Origin of the sequence: Dolichospermum sp. FACHB-1091 (assembly GCF_014697585.1) — a bacterium.
Taxonomy (GTDB): Bacteria; Cyanobacteriota; Cyanobacteriia; order Cyanobacteriales; family Nostocaceae; genus Dolichospermum.
The window spans coordinates 18,008-44,366 of record NZ_JACJSB010000010.1; the positions used below are offsets into that span (position 1 = coordinate 18,008).

Consider the following 26,359-nt stretch of genomic DNA (forward strand, 5'->3'; position numbering starts at 1 on the left):
CGATATTTAGATCAAAATTTAGATAAAAACCGATAGCCCACCTGGGAATGAATTCCCAGTCTCATAGCAAAAGTCATCTCAAGATGACTAAATAAACCAGAAATTTTTCAGGAAACTAAAGTTTACTTTCGCTATTAGCCCTGATAGCGTAGCGTGGCGTAAGCCATAATGAATTTCAGAGCGGGTTTGAAAGCCCACCTGGGAATGAATTCCCAGTCTCATAGCAAAAGTCATCTAAAGATGACTAAATAAACCAGAAATTTTTGAGGAAACTAAAGTTTACTTTCGCTATTAGCCCTGATAGCGTAGCGTGGCGTAAGCCATAATGAATTTCAGAGCGGGTTTGAAAGCCAACAAATAAACTGTCTGTAGCCTCAGTTGACACTAATGAGCAGTGCTAAACCCTGACTAGAGAATCACACAATTAAGCAATTTTAAATACAACTCTGTCCATAACCTGACTAAACTTGTCTACATTTAGATATAATTTAGGAGAGCAAAAGTATTAAATTAATATTGCACAAATTACCTAAAGTTATGAAACAAAGGTTATTTAGTCAATGGTGCATAGGGTTGGCGCAAACCGTCACCCTAGCCTCCCTGACAGCATTAACAACCATTGCGACTACCAACCAACCCAGCCACGCTAAAGGTCAGACCTTTTACTGTGGTAAGAGTAAAGGTATACCTGTTACCTTTGTCCGTACTCAAGATGGTAGAAAAGTAACAATAGTTCGCTGGACTTCTAATACTTACTTTCCACCACCTTGGACAGCCCAACGCCGTTGTGAGGAAGTATCACGGAGATTTCAACGGAGTAATGACAACGGTAGTCTGAAAAATATCACCACTGGGACGCTGAGAGGTGAACCGGTTGTTTGTGCTGGTACTAGCCAAAATACTGCTTGTACAAGTAATAATTTATTATTTACTCTCAAACGTGGAGTTAATCCCAGTGCTACTCTTCGCAGACTCTTAGACCGTCGGGGTTTGGCTGCTGGTAATACACTCAATGAAAGTGCAGGTGACACAATTAATATTGATTTCCAGCTTTACCTCGATAATGCCACTGTTGAACCGGATTAAATTAACATGATTTGGCGGATATTAAAATTTGTCGCCTGTATTGGCGGTTTGTCAATGTTGCTTTCAAGTTCGGCAGCAAGTATCAGTATTTCTGCCAGACAAAGTAGCATTATACAATCGCCAATTCCATTATCAGCAGCACAGTTACAGGAAAAAGCAACTGCAATTACTGTCAAGATATTATCAACAGATTTTTTGGGTTCAGGAATATTACTAAATAAACAAAATTCAGTTTATACAGTATTAACAAATGCCCATGTTTTACGAGCAGATAACCCTCGTTATCGTATTCAAACACCAGATGGGGAAATCTATCAAGCAGATGTACCAAAAAATGTAAATTTCCACAATTATGATTTAGCAATATTGCAATTTTCGACTATTAAAAAATCTTATTCTGTTGCAAATTTAGGTACTGCTCCCAAAGTAGGAGATGAGGTATTTATTGCCGGGTTTCCTATGGAGGAAGAAAGCGAAAAAATCAGCTTTGTATTTATTGGTGGTAAAGTATCTTTGGTATTATCAAAAGCTTTAGAGGCTGGTTATCAGGTGGGATATACAAATCGTTTAGAAAAGGGGATGAGTGGCGGTGCTTTATTGAATAAACAGAGTGAGGTTGTGGGTGTAAATGGGATGCACGCTTATCCTTTATGGGATGCTCCCTCTGTGTTTGTTGATGGTTCGCAAGCAGAGGAAAAGTTACATCAGGAAATAGTGGGTTTGAGTTGGGCTATACCGATAGATATGGTTGTGCAAATGATGGGGAAAAGCCCCGGCGAATCAAATTCGCGGCTATACAAACAAAGTCCGCCTTCGCGGACTCATGAAAAATCAAAAATTTTAAACCCACGGAGGTGGGTTTTGCCTGTGTAGACGCGATTTCTAATCGCCCGTTAAAAAATATAAATTGGAGAAAAAATCAATGAATTATAAATACACATTTCCAGCAGCACTAATAGGGGTATCAATTGCACTGGTACAGCCGCAAATAGCCTTTGCCCTATCTTCTGGTGAAGTGGCAAAAATGGCTAAACAAATTACTGTTTTAATTGATAGTAAAAGTCCCGGTTCAGGGGTAATTGTTAAACGTTCAGGCAACACTTACACTGTTCTCACTGCTGCTCATGTTGTCGCTAGTAAAAATAAAGCTGAAATAGTCACTCCAGATGGTAAACGCTACCAACTCAACTACAGCACTGTTAAACCTCTACCAGGAGTAGATTTAGCTACTTTCCAATTTACTAGCAGCAATAATTACCCAGTTGCTAAAATCGGTAATTCTGATCAATCTCCAGAAGGAACAATCGCTTATGTAGCAGGATTCCCAAAAGCCAAAGCTTCCTCTATTTCCAGTTCAATTTACATTTTTACTGATGGGAAGATTAACGCAAATACTTCCAAACCACTTAAAGATGGCTATGCGTTGGCTTACAGCAATATTACCTTACCAGGGATGAGCGGTGGACCTGTGTTTAATGAGCAAGGGGAATTAATAGGAGTTCATGGGAGAAGTGATGAATCAGAAGTAGATATAGAAACCTCAAAGGTTAATCCTGAAGTTGCTTATATTAAATCAGGTTTTAATTTGGGGATTCCTATTAATACTTTTTTGCGACTATCAGCTAAATCTGGGATAGATGTGGGTGTAACTCCACCTCCAGAGAGAATAGTCACAGCACCGAAAGCTGACGACTTCTTTATTCAGGGTGTGGATAAGCAAAGGAAAGGAGATAATAGAGGGGCAATATTAGCTTACAACGAAGCGATTCAGATTAATCCTAACTTAGCCCAAGCCTATTACAACCGGGGAGTTGCTAAATCTGATTTAGGAGATAAGCAAGCAGCAATACAAGATTACAACCAAGCTCTCAAAATTAATCCTAACTTAGCCCAAGCCTACAACAACCGGGGAATTGCCCGTTCAGCATTAGGAGATAAGGAAGCAGCAATAGCAGATTTCAACCAAGCTCTCAAGATTAATCCTCAATTAGCCGAGCCTTACACTAATCGGGGAAATGCCCGTTCTGCATTGGGAGACAAGCAAGGATCTATAGCAGATTTCAACCAAGCTCTCAAGATTAATCCTCAATTAGCCGAGCCTTACATTAATCGGGGTGTTGCTCATTCTGCATTGGGAGATAAGCAAGCAGCAATAGCAGATTTCAACCAAGCTCTCAAGATTAATCCTAAATTAGCCGAACCCTACTACAACCGGGGAAATGCCCGTTTGGCATTGGGAGATAAGCAAGGGGCAATAGCAGATTATAACCAAGCTATCAAAATTAATCCTAACTATTTTGCAGCCTACAACAACCGGGGAGTTGTCCGTTCTGATTTAGGAGATAAGCAAGGAGCAATAGATGATTTCAACCAAGTGATCAGGATCAATCCTAACGATGCCCAAGCCTACAACAACCGGGGAAATGCCCGTTCTGATTTAGGAGATAAGCAAGGAGCAATAGATGATTTCAACCAAGTGATCAGGATCAATCCTAACGATGCCCAAGCCTACTACAACCGGGGAAATGCCCGTTCTGAATTGGGAGATAAGCAAGGAGCAATAGATGATTTCAACCAAGCCATCAAGATTAATCCTAAATTAGCCGAACCCTACTACAACCGGGGAAATGCCCGTTCGGCATTAGGAGATAAGCAAGGAGCAATAGCAGATTTCAATCAAGCTCTCAAGATTAATCCTAAGTATGTTGAAGCTTACATCAATCGGGGAAATGTCCGTTCGGCATTGGGAGATAAGCAAGGAGCAATAGCAGATTTCAATCAAGCTCTCAAAATTAATCCTAAATTAGCGGGAGCTTATAATAATCGGGGACTTGCTAGTTCTGATTTAGGAGATAACAAAAAAGCAATATCAGATTACAACCAAGCACTCAAGATTAATTCTAATTATGCTGAAGGTTACTACAACAGAGGAATTTCCCATTATAACTTGGGAGATAAGCAAGCAGCTATAGCAGATTTCAACCAAGCTATTAAGATTAATCCTAACTATGCTTTAGCCTACTATAACCGGGGAACTGTACGTTATAATTTAGGAGATAAGCAGCAAGCAATTAGTGACTTACAGCAAGCAGCAAACCTATTTCAGCAACAAGGAAATAGAGAAGCATATCAACAAATTTTGGGAGTTATTGGAGAAATTCAGCAGCAATGAAGCTTAATTAATTAATCATTATCTCAAGCAAAGGCGCAAAGAATGTCAGAATCAGAATATCCAGGATTAAAGGATTAACAGGATGTTTAATTGTAATTGAATGATGAGATTGTGGGAATTTTCTATTATTCTCACAGTTACTTTCTTCTTTGCATCTTTGCCCCTTTGCGACTTTGCGCGAAACATAACACACAGGGATACACGAAAAGAATGTTAATTTCATCCTGAAAATCCTTTAATCCTGGACATCCTGATTCAGACAATTAACATACAGGGATACACGAAGAGAATATTAATTTCATCCTGAAAATCCTTTAATCCTGGACATCCTGATTCAGACAATTAACATACAGGGATACACGAAGAGAATATTAATTTCATCCTGAAAATCCTTTAATCCTGGACATCCTGATTCAGACAATTAACATACAGGGATACACGAAGAGAATATTAATTTCATCCTGAAAATCCTTTAATCCTGGACATCCTGATTCAGACAATTAACATACAGGGATACACGAAGAGAATATTAATTTCATCCTGAAAATCCTTTAATCCTGGACATCCTGATTCAGACAATTAACATACAGGGATACACGAAGAGAATATTATTTTCATCCTGAAAATCCTTTAATCCTGGACATCCTGATTCAGACAATTAACATACAGGGATACACGAAGAGAATATTATTTTCATCCTGAAAATCCTCAAATCCTGTACTTCGACTTCGCTCAGTAACCGGAAATCCTGATTCAGACCAAAAATATCATGTATAATTAAACAAATCCTAATTCTGAAAAAAAGACAAAAATATGCAAATTACTATCGAAATTCCTGAAGATATTGGCAACCAACTACAACGAAACTGGCAAGACGTACCACAAAAACTCTTAGAAGCTTTAGCAGTAGAAGCTTATAAAAATAAAATCATGACCTCTGTGCAAATTCAACAATTACTAAAATTTGCTTCACTTCAAGAAACTGAACATTTTTTAAAACAATCTCAAATTTCTCTAGATTATCCTCAAGAAACTTTAGTCCAAGATAAACAAACAAAAACTTTAGCTGATGCTTTTAACGAACTTCAGCAAATTTGTATTGAAGAAGATTATTCTTTAGAAATTTCCTCTCGTCAAGACTTTTAGATCCCCTTGTATCAAATAAAAAATAACATCCTAAAAATCCTTAAATCCTGGATATCCTGATTCTGACAATTAATTAATTTCCAACGAATTAATCATCTTGTCTGCTGTTTCCACAAACTGATCATAATCATCTATTTTCGCAGTATAAGTAATCGTATAAGCCTGATCACCTTTTAAAGTCACAAACTGCATATTCTTTAAAATATCTTGACCATTTTTACCCGTAAAAACTAATTGACTAGCTTCTTTATTTGCCAAAGTCGTTACACTTTTATCAACAATCTTTGCACCCGATACAGTATTGTTAATTTCCTGAATACTGGATTTTTGCAAATCATCTAATCTGCCAGAAAACTTATCAATGCTAATTGTCACCTTTTCTTGAAAATTATCTGTATTACTTTGTTTAGGAGAGATAAAAGTCACAACTTCGGCTGTAATTGGGTTTTCTAAATCTTGTCTTTCCCAGGTTTTTGGATATTTTACCTTTATCCTATATTGAGAATTTTCATATACATTAAAATCATCTTTTTTAGTAATAAAGAAAATAGTTAAGCTGATAAATATTGTCATTCCTAATCCCACCAGCAACTTCCAATCTATAGGCTGTGGTAATAACTTTTTAACGGCTTGTAATGCTTCCTTTGCTGTAGGGTAACGGTTACGAAAATCATAACTTACCATTTTATCTAAAACTGCGGCTAGTTTGGGACTAACATTTGCATATTTACGCCAAATAATTTCCCCCGTCTTTACATCTTCTTCTAATTTATCAGGTAATAAACCAGTGATTGCTTGAATAGCAATTATTCCCACTGCATAAATATCACTACTCAATTGTGGTTTACCTCTTTGTTGCTCAAGTGGCATATAACCATCAGTACCAATAATTACAGTAGAAGTAATTTGTCCCTGTTTATTAACTACCTGTGTACGAACTTCTTTAACTGCACCAAAATCAATCAGGAAAATTGTATTATCTAAATGACGACGACGGATATTATCTGGTTTAATATCTCGGTGAATAACTTTGTATTTATGAACAAATTCTAATACTTCTAAAATTTCTATTAGGAGTTGAATAACATCAGATTCACTCATTTTTTGACCTGATGTTAATTCATCACTCAAATCATGACCATCTATATATTCCTGAACTATATAAAATTTATGATATTCTTCTATGTGTGCTAAAAGTTGGGGAATTTGGTCATGCTTGCTTAACATTTCTAGGGTTACGGCTTCTTGGTCAAAAAGCCTTTTAAGTATTGTTAAAGTAGCCGGATCTGTACTGGCTGGTGTAAACTGCTTAACAACACAAAGAGGATTTCCTGGTCGCTTGGTGTCTTTCGCTAAAAAGGTAGTCCCAAATCCACCTTGTCCTAGATTTTGAATAATGTGATAACGCCCGTCTATAATTGTTCCTATCATTAGACTCACCCTTTAGTCAAAAAGTCATTTTCCCCCCATTTAGGGTTGATTATGGCACAAATTTGACATTAAAAGTCTATTAATTTCCGCAACTGCTATAGATCTAACCTTGATCCTAACTGCTTTTGAGGATTAGTAATTGTCGAAATCAACCTTCCAAATTCATCGGACCTAAGTATTTAGTCAAAAAAGGCGAAAAAACCTCATAAATCAAAGTTAGCGGTTTTCCATGATGCCAAAATAAATAATGACGACCCCAGAAAGGTCCTTTTTCCTGAAAACCTGTCTCTAACGCTTCTGAGTTACCATAATAAATACCTTGTACATCTCTATATAATTCAGTCCGTAACCGCGCTAAACTTGCCCAAATGGGTAAAGACTTGTTTTGTAAATATTCATCTACATGACTTGCTTCCCACCAAGAAGCAGCATAATATAAACGTTGACCAGAAGCAGTTCGCACCCACACCTGTCTTCTAATTCTTGGACCTGGTAGCATTTGCATCATAGCAGGTGCTTGATCTGCACTCATGCCAATGGGTGACATATCAATCACATCTACCTCCGTTGGTTCACCCGTCAACAGTTGTACGTGCCGAGTCGGAGAACCATCACCTAAAAGCAGTAATTGCCACGCTGGGGCTAACTGGGTGTGAGGTAAACCTTGTTTAACAACTTCCTCCCCACCAGTCCAAATAGGAGTTAGACAATACCAAGGGTTAGGAAGGATTAAGTTATGTATCGGATTAAAAGTAGTAGTCAATTTTCTTTACAAAAGTTCATCTATCTATATACTATAGCTATCTAATTTGATTTATTCACACTTCTAATTCCTTTTCGCGCCTCCGCGCCTCTGCGTGAGACAAAAAATCCTTGATTTACCGGAAAATTGCCGTAAAACTTGGAAACCAACTCCTAATATCATTTCTCTGACATTAAGAGTAGGTAAATTGTAAGTTAAAAATGCGGATGGCGAGACTCGAACTCGCAAGGGCTAGGCCCACACGCACCTCAAGCGTGCGCGTATACCAATTCCGCCACATCCGCAGGATTTCAACACAGATTAGACTATAACATAAAAAATGCTCAAATACAATATTTTCCCAAAATTTTGCAAATATTTTTTGAATGGGTATGAGACTGACAGAAATATGGTGACAGCAAAGGTGATATTAAAAGGTCTAGTCAAGAAAGAGGCCACATTATCCAAATAGTCTGCTAAGAATTATGTTTGGGGATCTCTCGTCACGATTTACAGTAATGCAATAGCTTTATGTCAACAGGATGGGAGAAAATGTGAATCTACTGGTACTGATATCCTAACTAGAAAATGAAATTTGACAAAATATTAATTGCCAATCGAGGAGAAATCGCCCTTCGCATTCTCCGGGCTTGTGAAGAAATGGGAATTGCTACAGTTGCGGTTCATTCCACTGTTGACACAAACGCCCTCCACGTCCAACTTGCAGACGAAGCGGTTTGTATTGGCGAACCTGCCAGCAGTAAAAGTTATTTGAATATTCCCAATATTATTGCGGCTGCATTAACGCGTAACACCAGTGCTATTCATCCCGGATATGGTTTTTTATCGGAAAATGCCAAATTTGCAGAAATTTGTGCGGATCATCATATTGCCTTTATTGGTCCTAGTCCCGAAGCTATTCGACTAATGGGGGATAAGTCTACCGCTAAAGAAACTATGCAAAAAGCTGGTGTACCTACAGTTCCCGGTAGTGAAGGGTTAGTAGAATCAGAAGCGGAAGGACTAGCGATCGCCAAAAAAATTGGTTATCCTGTAATGATTAAAGCCACCGCTGGTGGTGGTGGTAGAGGAATGCGGCTTGTCCGCTCTGAAGATGAATTTGTTAGACTATTCTTAGCTGCTCAAGGGGAAGCAGGAGCAGCCTTTGGTAATTCAGGCGTTTATATAGAAAAATTTATTGAACGTCCTCGTCACATTGAATTTCAGATATTAGCGGATAACTACGGTAACGTGATCCATTTAGGAGAAAGGGATTGTTCAATTCAGCGTCGCAACCAAAAACTCCTAGAAGAAGCCCCCAGTCCGGCTCTTGACCCCGACTTACGCCAAAAAATGGGAAAGGCCGCCGTCAAAGCCGCCCAATTTATCCACTACACTGGTGCCGGAACTATCGAGTTTCTCCTGGATAAATTCGGTAAATTCTATTTCATGGAAATGAACACCCGGATACAAGTTGAGCATCCAGTTACAGAGATGATTACTGGTATAGACTTAGTAGTAGAACAAATTCGCATTGCTCAAGGGGAAAGACTCAAACTGACACAAAAAGACGTAGTTTTAAGGGGACATTCCATAGAATGTCGTATTAACGCCGAAGATCCAGATCATGATTTTCGCCCAGCCCCTGGTAAAATTAGTGGTTATCTTCCCCCCGGAGGACCTGGTGTACGTATAGATTCTCATGTATACACAGATTATCAAATTCCGCCTTATTATGACTCTCTGATTGGTAAATTAATTGTCTGGGGACCAGATAGATCCACCGCTATTACCCGTATGAGACGAGCATTGCGAGAATGTGCCATTACTGGAGTCCCTACAACTATTCCCTTCCACCAAAAAATTATGGAAAACTCCCAATTTTTACAAGGTAATATTTACACCAGCTTTGTTCAGGATATGAAAATGCAGTAATTAACTCAAGTTGCTAGTTATCTAGTTGAGACTGGTAATGGGTAATTGGTAATTGGTAATTGGTGATAAAATCCCTGTTTTCATCTTGTTTATCCTTTAACCTTGGACATTCTGATTCTAACACTGTGTCTAACTACCAACTTACGTTAATTATTGACATACCCGTCTTAGAAGGACGGGGCTTGTATCCGATTTTTTTCGGTCAGTGGTCAGTGCTTAGTTGCAAAAGAATATTTCTCTCCCCTGTCACCTGTCACCTGTCACCTATTCCCTGTTCCCTGTTCCCTGTTCCCTATTCCCTGTTCCCTATTCCCTATTCCCTGTTCCCTATTCCCTGTTCCCTGTTCCCTGTTCCCTGTTCCCTGTTCCCTGTTCCCTGTTCCCTGTTCCCTATTACCTATTACCTATTACCTATATAACATGGTCAGTAACCCCTGCTGACCTAGTAGAATTTCCCTGATAAAACTAAAAATACCCACCCAAATAATCGGGGTAATATCTACACCACCAATAGGTTGAATAAACTTCCGCAACGGGATTAAAAAGGGTTCGGTAGGCCAAGCGATTAGACTAAAAGGCAGACGATTGAGATGGACTTGGGGATACCATGTTAGAATAATGCGGAAAATAAATAAAAACGTCATTACTCCCAAAAATGGACCAAGAACCCAAGCAGTCAAGTTAACACCAGTCATGTTGTTTAGCTACTATCTGTGATAAAATCCAAAACTTGGGCGCAAGCTGAAAAACTTTAAGCTTTGTAACGGATTCTTGCTTTAATTTTAACCATAAGGTGTCATTTTCTTGTAAGAATACAAAAACAAAGTTATTGACTTGGGATCATCAATCAAGTAGATACTAAGTTAGATAAATAATCTCAGTCCACTTTTCAAGAAAGTGATCCAAGATTAAAATAAGAATAAACTGTGTAAAAAAGGTCGAAAACTATGACACCCTCTTTAGCAAATTTTCTTTGGAGCCTGGTTTGGGGTACTGCAATTGTCGTTATCCCTGCTACTGTTGGTTTAATTTTCATTAGCCAAAAAGATAAAATCCAACGTTTTTAATCCCTGGGGACTGGAAACTGGAGAATGGGGAAGAATTATCTCCTTTTTCCTCCTTTCTTCCAGACTCCTGAATTATTGCATAATATTGTGACTAGTTAAAGTAGTGATGGGCTGTTGAGCATTTAACTTAGGATAAGTAGAAAGTCTAACTCTTGTAAACTGAGTATCCTTGTTCGCACAAGTATCTAAATTAACTGGAATCTTGCTGACTAACTGGAACTCGTTAACATAGATTTAATTTTAGGAAAATAGTCATGATTAATTTTGGGCTAAACTCAGCCAGTGTTTTGGCTCAGGTAAATTTTGGAGCGAACTCAGCCAGTATTCTAGGAATTTTCTTGGCTGTAGCTGGAGCAGCACTATACTTTCTTCGTTCTGTTCGTCCTGAACTGTCAAGAGATCAAGATATCTTTTTTGCAGCAGTTGGTTTATTATGTGGTTTTATTCTCGTTTTCCAAGGATGGCGACTTGACCCGATTTTACAATTTGGTCAACTGCTTTTAGTCGGTTCGACGGTATTTTTTGCGGTCGAAAGTATTCGTCTACGTAGTATAGCAACACAACAAGCAAAACGTAATACTCCCATTGTAGATGATGAGCGAGAAGTCAGTAGAAAATACTCCTACTCAGAGCGACGAAATTATCAAGCGGAAATGGATGCTGATTTAGAACCCTTACCCTATGAAGAAGAGGAGGCTCCTCCACGTCCGAGAATTCGCGGTAGTCGAGATGAACGTTCTAGCCGTGATGACTATTATGATGAAGCACCGTCACGCAGTTCACAAAGCCCACGGAATAGGGAAAAACCAGATTCAGGCGAAAGAAAGCGTCGTCCTAATTCTGGCCGTTCTGTTAGCCCTTCTAGCCAGGGTTATGAAGATGAAAATTGGGGTTCTGCTCCCAAAAAAGTTGATGATTGGGAAAGTTCCAACTCCCAAGATGAGTTAAGAAAACCACCACGTCGCAATAATAGCAGTAATAATCGTCCCCAAGGTCCACAGAGTCGTGAAGATGATGTTACTCCCACTCCTAGACCAAGAAAACGTCGTCCACCTAGAGATTCCGTTCCCTCTAGAAGACAAGATGATGATGAGGCTATCCCAACTGAATATGTACCATACAATCCCATTAATAAGCCCAGTAATGAACCGGATAATTCCGATTTGGATGACGATATTTAATTTAATTAATTTAAAATTAAAATATTGGCAATATTTGGGGTGGAAGTCGGAAAAACACGAATGTGAAAACATTTACATCTAGTTCCTGGCTCCAAAAATCAATTTATTGGAGCCTAATTTTGGGAACTACAAATTTACTAGTATCTTGTAATGCTGCTGATATCCCTATGGGAGTGACTTCCCTCAATAGTCGCTATACTGAGGAACAACCTGCTATCAGTGGAAATGGACGTTTTTTGGCTTTGATCTCCAATCGCTCTCGTTATCAGCAGTTGTTGGTATATGATTTAGAAAATCAAAGTTTTATTCCCACACCGGGGTTAAATCGAGGATCAGTAATTGCAGAAAGTCCTAGTCTCAGTTATACGGGTCGCTACATTTGTTATCTCACCAGTGATCAGGGAAGGCCAGTAGTTGCACTTTATGATCGTGCTTCCCAACAATCACAAATTCTCACTCCTACTTTTCGTGGTTGGGTGAGAAATCCTAGTATTAGTCCTGACGGCCGTTATGTTGTCTTTGAATCTTCTACTCGTGGACAATGGGATATTGAGGTTCTTGATAGGGGTCCGACTATTGAGTTAGATATTCCTAATGGTACAACTGTTTCCATTGAAAATTAAAATTAAACAGGACTTACGCAAGCAAGTGTCACAAAAAATTATTATATCATTTGTTTGTAGTCAGGGCTTTAGCCCTGATCTGATTTTTTTAAGGTCTCCAAGAGAGAACTAAAGTTCTCACTACAATCTTGGTTATCATCTCTCAAAAGAGAGAACTAAAGTTCTCACTACAATTTAGGATATTATGGCAGTTGCGTAAGTCCTGTTAAAATTTAATTGAAAATTAAAATTAAAATTAAAAAATTTTTTTTGTCGCTTTGTGCTTCGATGAATTACAAAATATCAACTATTTTATTTTTCTGCTCAATTCTATTAACTGGATGTTTTGGCTATCCACGTTTACTCAGTTACCCCTTTGATTCTGGGGGAAGAAGTCTTAATAGTTTTGCATCGGAATTAAACCCGCAGATATCTGGCCGATATATTGTATTTACCAGCGATCGCAGAGGAAGTCAAGATGTGTATATGTTTGATACGTTAACTCGTAATTTAGTAGACTTACCTGGATTAAATTCGTTTGATACAATTGCTTCCCATCCTGCGGCTTCTGAAAATGGTAAATTTATAGTCTTTGCTGCGAGTCGTCAAGGACGAACACAAATTATGTTTTATGATCAAGATGTGCGTCAATTACGGAATTTAGCAGGTGATGTACAAGGAGAAGTCCGCAATCCCACAATTAGTGCTGATGGTAGTAGAATTGCCTTTGAGTATAGTAATAATGGACAATGGGATATTTTAGTTTATGACCGATTTGGACGAAAATTGAATATTCGTCAAGATCCAGGTTAAGGAAAAGCCAAAAAGGAGGAAGAAAATAAATTCTTCCCCATGAATAAATTACTAATCATCGCATATAATTAACTCTGATTTTGTCCAGAATTTTGTACAGATTCAATCAGAGAACGCACTTGTTGGGTTCCTTGGGAGGGTTCAAAAGAAAGGGGAAATTTACCCCTGACAAGCATTCGTAACCCCAAAGGTGCAATACTCAGTAATCCCTGAAGATCCCGGAAATAATTACCAACTACTTGGATTCCAAATTGACGTTCATCAATCCAACCACCTTGTTTTACTAAGTCTACTAAAACTCGACGGTGACGAATTGAACGACTGTCACTTTTGTGTTTACGCTCCAGAATTTCCTGTTTAATTTTGGTGATTTGCGCCAATGGAGCAACTTCCATGGGACAAACCGAATCACAGTAAAGACAACGAGTACAACCCCAAACTCCTTGATTTCCCGCGCTATATTTTTCTAATCGTTGTTCTGTATTGCTATCACGGGAATCTGCCACCATGCGGTATGCTTTAGCCAGAGCATGGGGACCGACAAAATCAGAATTGACTTCAACAGCATTACATTCAGAATAACAAGCTCCACACATAATACAATTGCCCGTTTGATCTAGGAGCGATCTTTCTTGTGGTGTTTGTAAAAACTCCCTTTCAGGAACTTGTCTACCGGCTGTACTGACATAAGGAGCAACCGTTTCCAAATTATGCCAAAAATTGCTCATATCCACAACTAGATCTTTAATTACAGGCATATTCCCCAAAGGTGCTACTGTAATTTCTGGAGTAGTTGGAGACTGATTGTGAGATGATGATATTTTTTCTAGTCTGGCCAGTTCACTCCCTACATTTTCCTTACAAGCCAAAGCAGAACGGCCATTAATCCTCACAGCACAACTACCACAAATTGTATTGCGACAATTTTTGCGAAATGCTAAAGTCCCATCTTGTTCCCACTTGATTTGATTCAGACAATCCAGGATAGTATTACCTGGTTCTACCTGCAAAAGGTAGGATTTGAAAACAGGGTGAGAATTTTCTTGTTGTCGAGCAATCTTAAAAATAACTTCCATAATGATCGGTCCAAATATTGGGATCAAATCTTTTCTCTTATGAGATATATCTCAAGAACCATCAGCACAGGTAAGGACGAAGTATGCAGCATGAAGTATAAAAATCGTTTTCTTTGATGCTGAAGTTAACCACAGGCTTTACTCCTTCACCCTTGATCCTTTACACTGAATAGGAATTTCGTCAAGCCCTAGTTATTAAAATTCTACATCTTTAAATATATAGAAGTGTTACAACCAGTGAAAATATTTGCTAGTGGCTATCAAATACCCCATAGATGTGGTAAATTTATTCTTCCCCTAGACAGACGTAGATAATCTCATGAGAGCTTGAAATTTAACGGTGATCAACAGCGAGGATTTTCTACCCCGCTTTTTGTCTTTGACCACTGATAGCTGCTGTGGTCAAGCCATAGAAATTCCCTTGATTTCACTCACTCTCTCAAGCCCAGCCAATCTGAATCAGATTAACTTTTATAAAAGTCCTGAGATTATCCTCTTGAGAGCATCAACCACAGCCAAAATCCCTCCTGCTTTTTACCCGCTCAACTTCAGGGATTTAGATGAAAATTTAGTGGCAATATAAATTTAAAATTTTCAAAATATTTTGCTATTATTATTTCATGCTACTATTTAATAGGAAATTACGAACTCACAAAATCAGGAACAATAACCGCATAAGCACGGCTAAAACTTCTGTGGTTTTCTCACAATCTAGAGACTAGAAAAATCATGTCTCTACTGGTAGAATTAAAGGGTGTATGTTCGTCAGACCACATACAAATACTATACTGTCTTCAGCTAAAAACGAGAATTAGGTGTCAGCCCATAACTCAAAAGCGGAAGAAGTCAGCATTAAATGTGAAAAACCTGTAATTTATTAGCTCTACAACTTTTTTGGAGTAGAACTAACCTGATTTGTAAAGGTGGCTGGAAGTTACACCGCACTCAGCAGCCCAAAGAGAAAATAATTTAATTTCTGATGGACAATCATGGTTAAAATCGCGGTAAAATTACTGGAATTAATGTCTGTGGCAGCCATGACTTAGACAGCTATTATAGATAACTATAATAGACTATTTTATTGCTTCCATATCAGCAGAAATTCATCCATCACCCTTCTATCTATCTGCTTCTGAAATCTGGTCCCTAGCTAAAAAGCTCAATACTAGATTCAGAGAAAATTTTTGCATGGCTAAGGCCACGCTACCCTATCGGTTTGAAGAGATTAAGGAAAATTAGAGCATAATGATTGAAACTGCAACTGCCCCATTAACAGGAAAAGCACTGCTGTCGAAAGTGAAAGAACTTTCAACTTTACCGCGTCGGGAAAGAGCAAAACAGTGTGGTTACTACACCGTTACTAAAAATAGCCAAGTTCGCGTTAATCTCACAGATTTTTATGATGCTTTACTGTCAGCTAGAGGCATTCCCCTCAGTCCAGAAGCACCTAAAGATGGCCGTGGCCGCGAACCGACATACCGGGTGAGTGTCCACCAAAATGGTCAAATCGTGATTGGCGCAACCTATACTAAAGCTATGGGTTTAAAGCCAGGTGATGAATTTGAAATTAGACTAGGTTACAAACACATTCACTTGATTCAGTTAAGCGAAAGTGAGAAACAATTAATCCAGCCTGATGATGATGATGCTGATGAATCAGATGCAGAAGAATAAATTCATTCACAAGAAATAACGAACGGCACGGAAGCCACTTGGCTTTAGACAGTGGAGGAAGTGCCAACGGCGAATTTATTCGCTGTGATATCCCTCTTCTGTCACTTTCCGGGAGGGCGCGAAAACCCTGATCTGCTTGCAGCAGCGCTTCGCTATCACTCAATCAATACAAGCTATACTATAGGAATAATATTTGATTGATGAAAAGATACTTAGGGTGCTTTACTACTGCATAAATTCTATCAATAAACAGATTTGTAATATCTGACGCACCCTACAATACCTAATTTTTTTCAAAAATAAAATACGAGTTCTATATTAGAAAAAATTGGTGTTCAATTTGTTATTAGAAAAAAGTCGTGTTATCGCTTGGTGGATCAAAGCTCTATAATTCACATTAGTCCTGTTTTTTATGTCCGTTCCACTGTCATTTCTAGAGCCATAATCCAATGTTTTGCTGGAGTTTATTCAAGATACACAAAGGTATTTGTTGAATTTACATTTCGTTACATATGTTGATTATTTAACGCCAACTTACTTAAGTGTTTTCAGTTTAGCTATAGTATTTTTGGGTCAAATTTATATTGGTTGGTGTTATTTAGAAAAATCTAAGCTCAAGTTAATACATCTAAGTTACCCACAATTTTCTTAGTGGGTTTATTTGTGGGGGGAATAATAGTTAGCCGCCTTGATCTTGATATATAATGTCTGATGCCACAAGATAACGTAATAGATCCTATGATTTCGTTTCTACGTGATAAATGGGTATTTGATACGCAGAAAGAAGAGAAGTGTTTATGACTACTAGAACAAGTGACAATTTTCCGAAGTACACCACAGAATAAACTAAACTTGGGAGAGAGGAAATGGCAAGACCTATAGATGATCAAGATCCAACTTATAAGAACGATATTATAGAAAACAATGGTCAAGAAAGCCTGGAAGATGATTTATTCCTAAGTGGTGGAGATAGTTCGGTGAAGGAGATATCCCATAGGGAAGGGTGGCCTATCGCTGGGGAAAGAGAAGTTTTCCAAGGGACAGAACTAAATCAGCATCAACCAGTATCCATATCTATATCCGTTACTAACAATTCTACACCGCAAAAACAGCAGTTGAATCTTCTTAATTACTCATCAGAAAAAAATAACTTTAATGATGATAGTTTTGATTTAGAAGCGTTTGAATCCGCTTTTGGTGAGGAAGATAAAGTAGACTTTGTTGCTGAAAATTTTATTTCTAATAGAGACAGGAATAAAAATAATATGGAGTTTTTAAGCGACTCCGATGAATTTGATAATCTCAGTGATATACCAATATTTGAACTTATTGAAGATGACATTTTTCATGATGGGGGAATGTTGTCAGAATCCCCAGACAGTCCTGGAAATTACTTAAATCAATTTGTTGGTAAGTCATTTGATCATCAAAGAATCTATGACGACGAAGAATTATTTACGATTAGTGCAGCCCAAGAGGTGGTTCCCGTCCTGACCAAATCAGAAGATGTCAAAATGAAATCTAATGTGATCTTGTTCAAAACCTTATTTGGGTTTTTTGAAACCGCTTCTTTGAAGAAGAAACAATGGTGGATAGCTGGAACTGTGGGGATTGCATCAGTCTTTGCTGTATTTGTTGTTAACGCGTTGGCAAATTTCACTTCGCCTGTGAAACAACGGGAATCAATCACAAATACAAACTGGTTAACTAATCTATTAATGCCTTTGAGCGTAGGTGCTACAGGTACAGCTACAACATGGTTTATGACTAATCTCATGGTCAACCAAATTAGGCGCAGCACTAAGGATTTACAAACCCAGTTTAATGCTATAGGTCAAGGTAATATGAATGTAGCAGCCACAGTTTATGCAAAAGATGAATTAGGACAGTTAGCCACTGACTTTAATAATATGGTGCGGGTAATTCTCGCAAGTACGGAGATAGGCCAAGGCCAAGCCATTGAACAAAAAGAAACTAAAGAAAATCAGGTAGTTCCCCTTGTAGATGAGGTAACAGGGGAGTAGAGGTAGTAAAAAATACCGTTGCTGGGATTCTGGAACTGCGGGAAACAGTAGCGAAAACCAGCCGAAAAGTCCAAAGAATCCGGCTTCCATTATTATGTGGCTTTTAGGTGAGTTGTTTCTGTTGTTTCCCCCTCTAACTCACATAAGGCGTAATCGGTAACACCCCATAGCTACCAAAAATTTTCAATATTTCTGTATAATTTTGTAACTCTTCTAATGCAGATTTCATAATCACTGTATTCACATCTGCTTCTATGTCCAAATAAAATAAATATTCTCCTAAAGAACGTTTTGTCGGCCGCGATTCAATGCGACTCAGATTAATACCTAAGCGGGCAAATACTTCTAGTGCTTTCACTAATGAACCTGGTAGATTGGCTGGCACGCTAAAAGCTAAAGATGTATGAGTACAATCAGAAGTATTATTTTCCTCCGTGCTAACTACCCAAAACCGAGTACAATTTTCTGGATAATCATTAATCCCCTCAGCAAGAATGGGTAAATTATACAGTTTTGCAGCCCGACTAGAGGAAATTGCTGCTGTTGTTACTTCCTGTTGTAATCTTTGTAGTGCTTCAGTAGTCGAGTTACTAGCAATCAAGTTGACATTTGGCAAAAACTGTGATAACCATCCTTGACATTGAGCTAAAGCTTGAGGATGAGAATAAACAGTTTTAATATTATCTAAGCTAGTACATCTGGACACTAATGTATGTTGAATGGGTAAAACTAAAGCTAATTGAATTTTTAAATTATCTAATTGCCATAAGCTATCTAGTGTCATGTTGACACTTCCTTCAATAGAGTTTTCCACCGGGATAACAGCTATTTCTGCTTTTCTGGCGATTACCGCTTGTAATGATTGAGCTATGGTAGGATAAGGACATAGTTCAAAACTTTTTTTAGCGGTAGTACCCTCATAAGTTTGCAACCAATTGAGATAAAAAAAGGCAGCTTGTTCAGCATAAGTTCCCGGTGGACCTAAATGTGAGATTTTCAGATTCATAATTTTAAATTTGACGATGTTGACTGATAATTAATTAGGAGGTTGATTTTTTAACAATTTAATCCAAATTGTTAAAATATATTACAATTAAAAAAACAGATGGTTGAATTTGCTTATGATTACCAAGTTTACTGCCTCTGAGTCCGTTGAAATTTCCGTTCCTAAGCATCCTATTCCTATTCAGCACTACTTACGTCAACCTCAACGGTTGGTGAAAACCTTGGCTGATAATACCAGAATTCAGCAGTTGTCGGCGGAAGTGTTTCGGTTAAAAATGCGTCCTCTCTCTTTTATGTCATTGAGTATTCAGCCAACGGTAGATATGAGAGTTTGGGCAGATACAAGCGGAACGATTTATTTACGATCGCTTGGTTGTGAAATTCTGGGCTTCGAGTATATTAACGAACGGTTTGATCTGAATTTAAAAGGTTATTTATCACCAATTGAACTCAATAGCGGCACTTACTTACAAGGGAAAGCAGAATTAGAAGTCTTAGTAGACATACCCCAACCATTCTCCCTGACACCCAAATCAATATTAGAAGCTACAGGTAATGCATTGCTCAAAAGCGTATTGTTAACTATTAAGCAAAGATTATTACATCATCTTCTCTCAGACTATCACCATTGGTGCAACCAAACCACAAAAGACCTAGAAACCGACCACCACAGCACCGATAGCAGTGGCGTAGTGCAAGCCTTATGAACAATCTTGAACATCACAAATAGTTTAGCGCTGAATTTGGCAAGGGCGGAAAGATTTACGATGCAAAGGTGAAGGTCCATATTCTTGGAGGGCTAGTAAATGACGCTGGCTTCCGTAACCTTTATTGCTTTCTAGGTCATACAGAGGGTACTTCAAAGCTAAACGCCGTAGCAAATCATCACGCCAAACCTTAGCCATAATACTAGCAGCCGCAATATTCAGCGATCGCTCATCACCTTTAACAACACTTGCTTGTGGTACTGGTAAATTTGTCACCAACTGATTACCATCAATTAAACACAGCGCAGGTTTCACCCGCAACTTGAGTATAGCACGCCGCATTGCTAATAAAGTTGCCTGTAAAATATTCAACTCATCTATTTCCGCCGTTGTCGCATAACCGATTCTCCAGTCTAAAGCCAGAGTCGTAATTTTTTCAGCCAGCTTAATTCTGCGGGAACTAGACAACTTTTTGCTGTCATTAATATTGTCTACCATTAGAATTGATAAAGCTTCTACTGGTAATATAACCGCCCCTGCAACCACCGGACCGAATAAAGCACCTCGTCCTACCTCATCAACACCTAAAACCGCACCCTGAATATCCGAGTAGCTAGAAAACTCTAACCACCTCGAATTATTCCCGGCTGCTGGTTTGATTTCTTGCATAAAAAAGTCAAAACTGTGGTTTTTGTGATTAATTAGTCATTCTTGACCGTTAACTGGTGACTGCTCCCTATTCCCTATTCCCTATTCCCTGTTCCCTAAAATCAGAGTCCAATTACAAAAGCTGATTTAAAAGAGAATACAATCTAAAATCCAAAATCCACAATGGTATTAACTTCAATCTTGGCTAAAACCATCTGTATCTATGGCTGATGAACGACGACGACGACGACGATTAGGTAAGGTAGTGGAGGTACTATTAATTTCAGTTTCAGCCTCGGTTTCCCGTGGAATTATGGTCAATTCTGGGAAGATGGCTAATGAAGATTCAATTTCTGGCTCAAGGGTTGATATTGGTAATTTAACAGGCTCCAGCACAGCTTTGCCATACCCGCCATCAGAAATTATCTTTTCACTAATAATTGATTCAGTTGATTCAGCGGGTTGAGGTGATTCAGTTGATTCAGTAGGTAATTGTCCTGGTTGAACAACATTAATAATTACCGATCTAGAGCTTTTCCCCTCACGATCTAACTTAAGTAAAGGAGAAATTCCCATTTCAGCATAAGTATCTTGTTCTTTTTCTGACATTTCCACAGTAATAACTTCTGGTGGTTCTACCTTAATCGGTTCTAGTTTTATTTTTACCCGTTCCGGCCTTTCTGTCCAACCCGATTTATTAATAGTAGGCGGGGAGATTTCTGGTATTGGTAATTCAACTTCTTCCAAGTCTAAATCTGAATCATTGACAAAAGCTAGGGGACTGGTAGCCAAACGGGGTTCATCTTTAGTGTTAGCTCCATTAACACCCGTTCTCGTGCGACGGGTACGAGTACGGCGCTTACTATCATTTAATTCCTGGTAACTAGGATGATTGATCAAATGTAGGGGATTAAATTCTGGTTCACCTTCAAATCCTTCTCCAAAGCCATCGTAGGTATCTCTTGATGGGGCTTGGGGCACGCTACCGCTATCAGGTATGCGGGTAGGTATACGTGGTTCCTTTGTCGGCATACTTCCAAACCGCTCTGGTATGTCTGTAGCCGGAATGGGTAAGCGGTTTTCCGTTTCTCCCGGTAATCTCACAGTATGTCCTAAACCGCCGCAGGTGGGACAGGGTTCGCCAAATAATTCATAAATGTTTTGGCCTTGACGCTTGCGAGTCAGTTCAACCAAACCTAATTCAGTTAATTGGGCAATTTGGGGACGAGCCTTATCAGCCTTGAGAGACTTGTTAAAGTGTTCTAATACTTGCATTTGATCACGTCGGGATTCCATATCAATGAAATCAACCACAATCACACCAGCAATATTCCGCAAACGTAACTGACGCGCTATTTCCGCCGATGCTTCGCAGTTTGTCCACAACACAGTTTCTCTAGCCGTAGCAGAACGAGTGAAAGAACCAGAGTTAACATCTACTACCGTTAAAGCTTCCGTCGGTTGGATGATAATATATCCACCTGAGGGTAAATCTACTCTAGGTCTAAGGGCTTCACGGATGGCCGCATTAATGCGGAAGTATTCTAAAATTGGAGAGCGATCGCGGTGATGATCAATCAGCAATCCCTGGGGCGTTTGTCCGCCACTCCAGTTTTGTAAATATTGTTTCACCCGTTTTAAGCCAGTGCTGGAATCAACGACGATGCGATTCACATCACCACCATACATATCTCTAAGTACGCGCTGAATAAAATCATCGTCACGATTAAGTAAAGCTGGCGCACGGGAGGATACAGCTTCTTGCTGAACAATTTCCCACTGCTTTTGCAGCACTTCTAGATCTTCAATGATGGCTTCCTCTGGTTTAGCTTCGGCTTCTGTGCGTACCAACAAACCCATACCTGCTGGTTTAACCAAAATTGCTAAAGCTCGGAGTCGGTTACGCTCACTTTCGCTCTTAATCCGTCTAGATAAATTTACACCTCGTCCATAAGGCATTAGCACCACATAACGGCCTGGTAGGGTGATGTTCCCTGTCAACCTGGGACCTTTTGATCCTGTTGGCTCTTTCATCACTTGTACTAAAGTTTTTTGCTGTGGAGTCAACAGTTCTGTAATCGCTGCTGCACTTCGTTTTAGCCTCAATGGACCTAAATCAGTCACATGAATAAAACCGTTGCGCTCCGGGTCGCCGATATTGACAAAAGCCGCATCTATCCCAGGTAATACGTTTTCTACTACACCTAAATAGATATCACCAATTTGGTGATGACCAGTAGCTACAACGAGTTCTTGTATTTGATCCTCAGAAAATACAGCAGCGATTTGATGCTGTTCCGCGATGATAATTTGTTTTGGCATTCAATTTCCTCAAAAACTGGTAGCGCTGGTGGGAATCACAAGAAAGTTCTCTGTTATCCCGCTTCTACAGTCACTACTACAAGGTGCTACTAGTAATAAAAATTTCCAATTTTAAGCTCTGCTTGAGTTGGAAGACCTAATGATACTATGATGGCATTTACACACTGGCTCATTCCTGAACAGCATATACTTTAAGAACTTGAATCAACCGCCCTTGGCCGATTTCCCATACTATACGCTGCTATCTAAACTTTGGATATCCGTAGATATATGTCCCAAAGTTAACGTTTCATTAGGTAAGGTTGACTGTACTTAAATGGCAGGCACTTTATAACTTTATAGAAACTTCCGTTAGACAAGGTATGTAACCGCTTTGACCATATGCTGACGGTGATAAATCACTGGACTCGCTATCCGTGTTTTCACTGAAAATATAGCTAAGTGCGGATAACCCACTGGGTCATCTTGACAAGAATTTTGGCAGCTTTTTAATCTCTGTCAATACTTACGTACTATTTTTTTACGATCAACCACTGTTGCCTCTTTAGCAATTGCATAAAAGCCCGCAATAAAAGCAAGTCTTATTTAAGGGATATAATCTACCAACCAATCGAGAAGCTGACAAAAGCTACTGTTAGTGATTGATTCCCAAGGCAACTAAAGATGGAGTGGTTTGTAATCAGCAGCAGAGTTTCTCCGGGATACAATCTTACTTAGAAGTTGCACTCTTATATCTTTGCCTTCGCGCCCGCGAGTATCACAGGTAGTGAATCAAGTCACTCAATGCAGCACCAGAAAATTTCTCCTAATCGCCATTGTAACGCAACTTTGCTAAAAAGCAATTCCCACAATGGACATCTGATGAAAAAGAAGATAAAAGTCTTGTACGGTCAGGGTCAATACCTCATTTGTGGAGATGTCTAATAGACATCTGATGAAAATTAAATGCACTTGATTTTAAACTCTTATAGACAAGTTCCTTATGTAGTGATTCTCGCATATACAATCTTTACCGACCTGCATCTGCTTAAAAACATTAATTTTCTGTTAGTCCCACTCAAAGAGGAATTTACTTATTTAGTCGTTAATTGTACGGGAAAATTTTCAGGCATCCCGAAGAAAGATGTCATTTTTCCCAAAAACAAAAAATAGGTGGACCTAAAGTCAAGTAAGTGAACGGAAAAACCCGAAATATGTAACAAAAAGTAAAGTTGCCCGAAACCTCTTTTCTGTTCCCTCCCCATAACGACAATTTTTAACGCCAACCCACTTAATATCAGGAAAACTGTTGAGCATAATACCGCGCATATCTTCCTTCTAATTCTAACAATTCCTCATGATTTCCCGATTCGACAATTTGCCCTTTTTCTAATACTAAAATGCGATCGCATTTCCTGACAGTTGACAATCTATGGGCAATAATTAATACAGTACGGTTTTTCATCAATCTCTCTAAAGCTTCTTGTACCAAAGCTTCTGACTCGGAATCTAAAGCAGACGTAGCTTCATCAAGTATCAAAATTTGCGGGTTAAGCAGGACTGCGCGAGCAATAGCTATTCTTTGTCTTTGTCCCCCCGATAAATTCACACCTCGCTCTCCCACCCAAGTATGATAACCTTCTGGTAATTGCTGAATAAATTGATGAGCATTGGCAATTTTTGCAGCTTCTTCAACAGCTTGAATATCAAAATCATTCTGTCCAAAAGCGATATTTTGGGCAATAGTTCCCGAAAACATAATTGTTTCTTGGGGAACGATGCCAATTTGTTTTCTTAAACTATTTAAAGTCACATCTCGGATATTGATATCATCTATAAAAATCTCTCCAAATTCCGCATCATAAAATCGAGGTAACAGGTTCACAAAAGTAGTTTTACCAGCACCAGAAGCACCAACTAAAGCAACAGCTTGACCGGGCATTATTAATAAGCTAATATTTTTTAAAACCGTTTCTCCCGATTGATAGGCAAAAGTAATATTGCGATATTCGACTTTACCATTAACAGCAGGTAAATTAATAGCATCAGGTTTTTCTAATACCGTTGGTTGAATTGCTAATAACTCAAAAACCCGATCAATTGATGCCTCACCTTGTTTAAATTCATTATAATTATTAGTAGTATGTCCAATTGGGTCAATTAACAAAGCTGCTGCTGTTAAATAACTAAAAAATTCACCGACGGTTAAATTACGTTGAGATATTTGCCAAGTTCCTACCATTAATAAAGATAAGGCACTAACAGCTTCTAAAAACCCGACAATGGGAATTTGAATAGCTTTTAATCTTTCTACAGAATATTTAGCTTTAAAACTGCGTTCTGCTTCAAAACTAAACCTATCAATTTCGTATTTTTCCGCTGCAAAAGCTTGAATTAAGCGAATACCGCTAAAAACCTCTGTTAAAATAGCAGATAAATCAGAAATACGACTTTGACTTTTGAGAGAATATTTTCGTAAACGTTCCCCAAACCAACCAATTAAAATTCCCATAATTGGGGCAACAATTACCGTGGCTAAAGTCAGTTGCCAGTTTAAATAAATCATGTAAATGGGAATAGCAATTAACTGTAAAGCACAGGGAGTAAAATCATGGAAAAGCTTATTAATCACTTCTCCAACGCGGTCAATATCTTCCGTGAGACGATAAGATAAATCTCCAGCTTTAGCAGTTTCAAAATAGCTGAGATTGAGTTTTTGTAAATGGGTATAAACTTGTTGCCGGAGATAAAAAGCCACCCTTAAAGCTGCCTTGGCCATGTACAAATCTTGTACAGACTGAAAAAAGCCTCTAACAAGAAAGATAGCAGCACTGATTCCGGCTAATTTAGCAATCGCTAATACATTACCATTCCCAAAGGGAACTGCTAACTTCCCTGCGACATTAATTAGGGTTAATGTTGCCAGTACATAGCCTAAAATGCCCACAAAACCCTTAATAATAGTTGTCCACTGGGTGCGGATATAGGGTAGAAGTTGCCAATAATTAGAACGTGTTTTCAAGTTGTAACATCCACAAAAAAATATTTTCCTTTGTTTGACAATAGCAGTTTTCGGTTACTATTGGGAATAAACAAAGTATTTTATCCTTTATTGGCTCTATTTTCCTTAATTACATGAATAATTGAAGGTAATAAAGAAACAACCACAATTAAGCCAATTATTGGTAATAGATATTTATCTAATTGTTCCGCTGGTAAAGATTTTCCTAAGAAGAAACCTAATAAGGTAATACCAAAGGTCCATACAAAACCACCAAATAAATTGTAAGACATAAAAGAACGATAGTGCATAGCCCCAATTCCTGCGACAATTGGGGCAAAAGTCCTGATAATTGGTACAAATCTCGCTAAAACAATAGTTTTTTTACCGTGCTTTTCATAAAAATCTTGAGTTTTTACAATATGTTTTTTACGAAGTAACCAAGAATCTTCTTTATCAAATAATTTTCTACCAAATTTATGTCCAGTAAAATATCCGATATTATCACCCAATACAGCACAAACAAACGCGCCAAAAATCAGCACCCAAATATTCAGTAAGTTTTGAGAGGCGACAAATCCTGCTGTAAATAATAAACTATCACCAGGCAGAAAAAAACCAATCAATAAACCAGATTCAGCAAAAATAATTCCCCATACGCCAAAGTAACCAAGTGATTTAACTAATTCTGGTAAATCAAAGTGCATAAAATCCCACTTGTTTAAGACATTTTACTCAACATTTTAAC

Annotated in this window: 21 protein-coding genes and 1 tRNA gene; 12 read left to right on the forward strand and 10 right to left on the reverse strand. The window is 38.5% G+C overall.

The annotated features are described in order from the left end of the window. The first annotated feature begins 537 nt into the window (after positions 1-537). From H6G25_RS08165 to H6G25_RS08180, 4 genes are all read left to right on the forward strand, one after another. Complete coding sequence (locus tag H6G25_RS08165) at positions 538-1,086, forward strand: COP23 domain-containing protein (protein WP_190392053.1); 549 nt, start codon at positions 538-540, stop codon at positions 1,084-1,086. Between the two features lie 6 nt (positions 1,087-1,092). Continuing rightward, entirely contained in the window at positions 1,093-1,959 is an 867-nt protein-coding gene (locus H6G25_RS08170; protein WP_190392054.1) for a serine protease, read from the forward strand. A gap of 49 nt (positions 1,960-2,008) precedes the next feature. Continuing rightward, positions 2,009-4,258 (forward strand): serine protease, encoded by a 2,250-nt coding sequence (locus H6G25_RS08175; protein WP_190392055.1) that lies wholly within the window; start codon positions 2,009-2,011, stop codon positions 4,256-4,258. A gap of 813 nt (positions 4,259-5,071) precedes the next feature. Continuing rightward, positions 5,072-5,404, forward strand: a complete 333-nt coding sequence (locus H6G25_RS08180) for a UPF0175 family protein (protein ID WP_190392056.1) — start codon at positions 5,072-5,074, stop codon at positions 5,402-5,404. Positions 5,405-5,473: 69 nt separating this feature from the next. Here the strand turns inward: H6G25_RS08180 and H6G25_RS08185 are convergent, their stop codons facing one another. The 3 genes from H6G25_RS08185 to H6G25_RS08195 all read right to left on the reverse strand — a co-directional run bounded on the left by H6G25_RS08185 (position 5,474) and on the right by H6G25_RS08195 (position 7,882). Then, positions 5,474-6,835 (reverse strand): serine/threonine-protein kinase, encoded by a 1,362-nt coding sequence (locus tag H6G25_RS08185; protein ID WP_190392057.1) that lies wholly within the window; start codon positions 6,833-6,835, stop codon positions 5,474-5,476. Between the two features lie 148 nt (positions 6,836-6,983). Further along, positions 6,984-7,598, reverse strand: a complete 615-nt coding sequence (locus H6G25_RS08190; RefSeq protein WP_190392058.1) for a chorismate lyase — start codon at positions 7,596-7,598, stop codon at positions 6,984-6,986. Positions 7,599-7,799: 201 nt separating this feature from the next. Continuing rightward, a tRNA-Leu gene (locus tag H6G25_RS08195) sits at positions 7,800-7,882 on the reverse strand. A 283-nt stretch (positions 7,883-8,165) separates the two neighbouring features. Here H6G25_RS08195 and accC point away from each other — a divergent pair. Then, entirely contained in the window at positions 8,166-9,512 is a 1,347-nt protein-coding gene (gene accC, locus H6G25_RS08200) for an acetyl-CoA carboxylase biotin carboxylase subunit (protein ID WP_190392059.1), read from the forward strand. A 407-nt stretch (positions 9,513-9,919) separates the two neighbouring features. Here the strand turns inward: accC and H6G25_RS08205 are convergent, their stop codons facing one another. After that, positions 9,920-10,207: a YggT family protein gene (locus H6G25_RS08205; RefSeq protein ID WP_028091365.1), complete on the reverse strand. Its 288-nt coding sequence runs from the start codon at positions 10,205-10,207 to the stop codon at positions 9,920-9,922. A 252-nt stretch (positions 10,208-10,459) separates the two neighbouring features. Between H6G25_RS08205 and H6G25_RS08210 the strand changes: the two genes are divergently transcribed. The 4 genes from H6G25_RS08210 (at position 10,460) to H6G25_RS08225 (ending at position 13,175) form a co-directional block, all read left to right on the forward strand. Further along, positions 10,460-10,579, forward strand: coding sequence for a photosystem II reaction center X protein (locus H6G25_RS08210; RefSeq protein WP_028083398.1), 120 nt, complete (start codon positions 10,460-10,462; stop codon positions 10,577-10,579). Positions 10,580-10,833: 254 nt separating this feature from the next. Next, the gene (locus tag H6G25_RS08215; RefSeq protein WP_190392060.1) at positions 10,834-11,760 is read left to right on the forward strand and encodes a Ycf66 family protein; all 927 of its coding nucleotides are present in this window, start codon (positions 10,834-10,836) and stop codon (positions 11,758-11,760) included. A 62-nt stretch (positions 11,761-11,822) separates the two neighbouring features. Then, on the forward strand, positions 11,823-12,383 hold the full coding sequence (locus tag H6G25_RS08220) for a PD40 domain-containing protein (RefSeq protein WP_190392061.1): 561 nt from the start codon (positions 11,823-11,825) through the stop codon (positions 12,381-12,383). Between the two features lie 267 nt (positions 12,384-12,650). Continuing rightward, positions 12,651-13,175: a PD40 domain-containing protein gene (locus tag H6G25_RS08225; protein WP_190392062.1), complete on the forward strand. Its 525-nt coding sequence runs from the start codon at positions 12,651-12,653 to the stop codon at positions 13,173-13,175. Positions 13,176-13,243: 68 nt separating this feature from the next. Here H6G25_RS08225 and H6G25_RS08230 read toward each other — a convergent pair whose 3' ends face one another. Beyond that, complete coding sequence (locus tag H6G25_RS08230) at positions 13,244-14,251, reverse strand: succinate dehydrogenase/fumarate reductase iron-sulfur subunit (RefSeq protein WP_190392063.1); 1,008 nt, start codon at positions 14,249-14,251, stop codon at positions 13,244-13,246. A 1,245-nt stretch (positions 14,252-15,496) separates the two neighbouring features. Here H6G25_RS08230 and H6G25_RS08235 point away from each other — a divergent pair. Beyond that, the gene (locus tag H6G25_RS08235) at positions 15,497-15,925 is read left to right on the forward strand and encodes an AbrB family transcriptional regulator (RefSeq protein ID WP_190392064.1); all 429 of its coding nucleotides are present in this window, start codon (positions 15,497-15,499) and stop codon (positions 15,923-15,925) included. An 866-nt stretch (positions 15,926-16,791) separates the two neighbouring features. After that, a complete protein-coding gene (locus H6G25_RS08240) occupies positions 16,792-17,949 on the forward strand; it encodes a HAMP domain-containing protein (protein WP_190392065.1) in 1,158 nt (385 codons plus the stop codon). Positions 17,950-18,082: 133 nt separating this feature from the next. Here the strand turns inward: H6G25_RS08240 and pheA are convergent, their stop codons facing one another. Further along, entirely contained in the window at positions 18,083-18,955 is an 873-nt protein-coding gene (gene pheA / locus H6G25_RS08245; protein WP_190392066.1) for a prephenate dehydratase, read from the reverse strand. A gap of 115 nt (positions 18,956-19,070) precedes the next feature. On the opposite strand from pheA, the gene H6G25_RS08250 reads away from it, so the two are divergent. Then, positions 19,071-19,661 (forward strand): DUF1997 domain-containing protein, encoded by a 591-nt coding sequence (locus H6G25_RS08250; protein ID WP_190392067.1) that lies wholly within the window; start codon positions 19,071-19,073, stop codon positions 19,659-19,661. Between the two features lie 24 nt (positions 19,662-19,685). Here H6G25_RS08250 and H6G25_RS08255 read toward each other — a convergent pair whose 3' ends face one another. From H6G25_RS08255 to H6G25_RS08270, 4 genes are all read right to left on the reverse strand, one after another. Further along, complete coding sequence (locus H6G25_RS08255; protein WP_190392068.1) at positions 19,686-20,330, reverse strand: ribonuclease HII; 645 nt, start codon at positions 20,328-20,330, stop codon at positions 19,686-19,688. Positions 20,331-20,504: 174 nt separating this feature from the next. Continuing rightward, the gene (locus H6G25_RS08260) at positions 20,505-22,631 is read right to left on the reverse strand and encodes an Rne/Rng family ribonuclease (protein WP_190392069.1); all 2,127 of its coding nucleotides are present in this window, start codon (positions 22,629-22,631) and stop codon (positions 20,505-20,507) included. Positions 22,632-23,907: 1,276 nt separating this feature from the next. Next, on the reverse strand, positions 23,908-25,632 hold the full coding sequence (locus H6G25_RS08265; RefSeq protein WP_190392070.1) for an ABC transporter ATP-binding protein: 1,725 nt from the start codon (positions 25,630-25,632) through the stop codon (positions 23,908-23,910). A gap of 80 nt (positions 25,633-25,712) precedes the next feature. Then, positions 25,713-26,318 (reverse strand): VTT domain-containing protein, encoded by a 606-nt coding sequence (locus tag H6G25_RS08270; RefSeq protein ID WP_190392071.1) that lies wholly within the window; start codon positions 26,316-26,318, stop codon positions 25,713-25,715. Between the last annotated feature and the right edge of the window lie 41 nt (positions 26,319-26,359).